We start from the raw sequence: 2867 nt of genomic DNA, 5'->3' as shown, positions 1-2867 counted from the left end.
TTTGAATAAGACAAAAGGCTGCCTCATCGCTAACTTTGCAACAGTGCCGCCCCAGCAGCATCTCCAGCTGTGAACGCTGTTCGGCTGACGGTATCAGTGCCAGTTTGTTCCACAGGCGCAACGTCGCCTTTTCCCTTACCTCTGAAATCAACCGGGTCAGCGTAGTGGCTCCGGGGAGAATAATAGTCTATCCCGGCATTGCCAGTCGGGGATATTAAAAAGAGTATAGGTTTTTATTGCGATAAACTAGGTTTCACTTTGGTTCACCATGAAGATGGATTCGCAGTTCTAATGTGTAATGAGGTTCGGATTCATCTATGGGAGGCAAGTGATGAAGGCTGGCGCTCTCGTAGTAATGATTCACCGGTTTGTACAGGTGCGGAGTCGTTTATTGCTGGTACTGCTAGTTGCCGCATTGAAGTAGAGGGAATTGATGAATTATATCAACATATTAAGCCTTTGGGCATTTTGCACCCCAATACATCATTAAAAGATCAGTGGTGGGATGAACGAGACTTTGCAGTAATTGATCCCGACAACAATTTGATTAGCTTTTTTCAACAAATAAAAAGCTAAAATCTATTATTAATCTGTTCAGCAATCGGGCGCGATTGCTGAATAAAAGATACGAGAGACCTCTCTTGTATCTTTTTTATTTTGAGTGGTTTTGTCCGTTACACTAGAAAACCGAAAGACAATAAAAATTTTATTCTTGCTGAGTCTGGCTTTCGGTAAGCTAGACAAAACGGACAAAATAAAAATCTAAATATGCTTGAACAACTTGTAACTTAAATTCATAACTGTATTTTGCCATAAAAAATGACCTCCCATAAGTTAGATTTTTGGTCAGGGTGAGAGCGTGAATGGTCACTTTTTGCTCTCATCCCGTGAGAACCCTGCCGATAGCACCTGTTCAAGGTAAGCGGTATTCATTGCCGCAATGTTCTGCTTACGCCTGATACTGGCCTTTTTACCTGTTTCCTGTCGCAGCAAGTTCAGCGCCATATGGCGGATAATCGCCAACAGCTCAGCGGCGTTCTCTCGGTAGATTTGGCAGTCATCTTCGTTGAACGATGTATCCAGCACCCAGTGAAGGCTGTTTTCGATACCCCAATGACCGCGTACCGCATCAGCGAATTGCTCTTTGCTCAGCGCTGCCGAACTGATGTAGTAGCGGTATTCTAGTGATTCTTTGCCGTTAGCCGCTAAGCGATAGCTCATTGCAACACCGAGCGTTTTCAGCCCAGGCCAATGCGCGAACTCTTCCGCCAGCTCGGTGGCAGGTAGCACCGCATAGGCTCTCGCTTCTTTGCGACCACGGCCTTTCTCAATACACACGATGGGGTCATCAATAACGGGTTTCAGTTGGGCTTGCACAGCTTTGTAGAGGGTTTCCTGATTGCCTTTCACTGCCAGCAAGTAATCGGCTTCCTTGTCCGTTATCGTTTTTGCAATATCGGTTTGGCAACCCATGGCATCTATCGACACCAGTGCCCCCTTGATTTCAAGTGCATTGAGCAGCTCGGGGATAGCGGTAATTTCATTGGATTTGGCATCCGTTTTTACTTGCCCCATCACGACGCCATTGGCAGTGGCGAACGCACTGACCATGTGTATCGTAGACTTGCGGTCATCCCGTGTATAGGAGCTGCGGAGCACCTTGCCATCTACTGCGATTAGCTGTCCATTGGTTTGCTCACTCACCGCCAGCATCCACTTGCTAAAGCACTGTTGGAACTGCGTTGGGTCGAGGCGTGAAATCAATCGGGCAATGGTATCGTGTACTGGTAGGCCTGACGTAAACAGCCCCTTTTCACGTAGCCAGTTGAAGTGGGCTTCACCAAAATCTTCGATATCCTCCCAGCCGCTGGCTCCGCCAATAGTTGCGCATACGGTAAGGAACAGTACATCGAACAACGGATAGCTTACTTTAGCGCTTTGACGAGGATCTTTAATACTGCCGAAATGCTGGCAAAATACATCGATGGTCATGGAGGGCTCCCGAAAAAGGGAGTATAAGATCACAGCGCGAACGTCAGGTCAAATTGCTCGCGCATGTTCAAAAAACGTTCGCGATCTCACCCTGGATTTTTGGTCTAACTTATGGGGGTCAGTTCATTCTACACTTGGGCTGCATGTTTTGATTAATTATCTAATATCTCCGGATCTCCTGTAAAGGAATATAAAACTGCCTGCATGTTTTTCAAATAAAATACGGTGAATTTCCCATCATCAGCGCTATACCAATCTCTCAAAGGCGGATTTGCTTCAAGCATTGCTTCCCTTGCTTCCACGGTATCATCAATTACGGCTTCGCCGGTGAGCCGAATCCATTTTCCTTTTGCCATACCTGAGACTTCCACCTTTGAATTTGCCAATAACTGCTGATAAACTTTTTTCTGATTGGTTGTACCAAGATAGACCTTGCCATTCCTCTCCATGGCTGCATTAAACGGTCTGACCCTTGGCTGGTCTCCTTCAACGGTTGCAAAATAAAAAGTTTTTGCTTCATTTAAAAAATCAACAACTTGACTCATCCTTTTTTACCTCCATAAATAAATTTTTCTTTACTTTTCTTTGACCTAAATTCCACGTGCATTTTTTATTAGCTTAAAAGAACACTATTTCACGAAGAATTTAAACTGATACTCCCACATTGTAACATTATTTACCACCACCTTTCAATCTTTTTCAATAAATTATTGATTGCAACTTTTGAGTAAAGATACTTATTAAACCCTGCAAGTTATCCACAGAGCAACACTCGATTTTCAAGATGATATCTTTATTATACCAGACATTTTTCATACACTTCCTTGGGCACTGTTGCAAAGTTAGCGATGAGGCAGCCTTTTGTCTTATTCAAA

General features: G+C 44.3%; 3 protein-coding genes and 1 pseudogene. 1 reads left to right on the top strand and 3 read right to left on the bottom strand.

The annotated features are described in order from the left end of the window. A pseudogene (locus tag AACR11_RS29885) lies at positions 1-184 on the bottom strand (hypothetical protein); the annotation flags it as partial. Positions 185-189: 5 nt separating this feature from the next. On the opposite strand from AACR11_RS29885, the gene bleO reads away from it, so the two are divergent. After that, positions 190-576: a bleomycin binding protein gene (bleO, locus tag AACR11_RS19460; protein WP_063102497.1), complete on the top strand. Its 387-nt coding sequence runs from the start codon at positions 190-192 to the stop codon at positions 574-576. 291 nt (positions 577-867) lie between these two features. Here bleO and AACR11_RS19455 read toward each other — a convergent pair whose 3' ends face one another. Continuing rightward, positions 868-1992 carry an ISAs1 family transposase gene (locus AACR11_RS19455; protein WP_079325022.1) on the bottom strand — a complete coding sequence of 375 codons (1125 nt, stop codon included), beginning with the start codon at positions 1990-1992 and terminating at the stop codon, positions 868-870. A 152-nt stretch (positions 1993-2144) separates the two neighbouring features. After that, a complete protein-coding gene (locus tag AACR11_RS19450; protein WP_000084745.1) occupies positions 2145-2537 on the bottom strand; it encodes a pyridoxamine 5'-phosphate oxidase family protein in 393 nt (130 codons plus the stop codon). Positions 2538-2867 lie beyond the last annotated feature (330 nt).

Origin of the sequence: Vibrio sp. L85, assembly GCF_963871815.1 — a bacterium.
Taxonomy (GTDB): domain Bacteria; phylum Pseudomonadota; class Gammaproteobacteria; order Enterobacterales; family Vibrionaceae; genus Vibrio; species Vibrio harveyi.
This window is presented reverse-complemented; position numbering and strand designations above follow the sequence as displayed.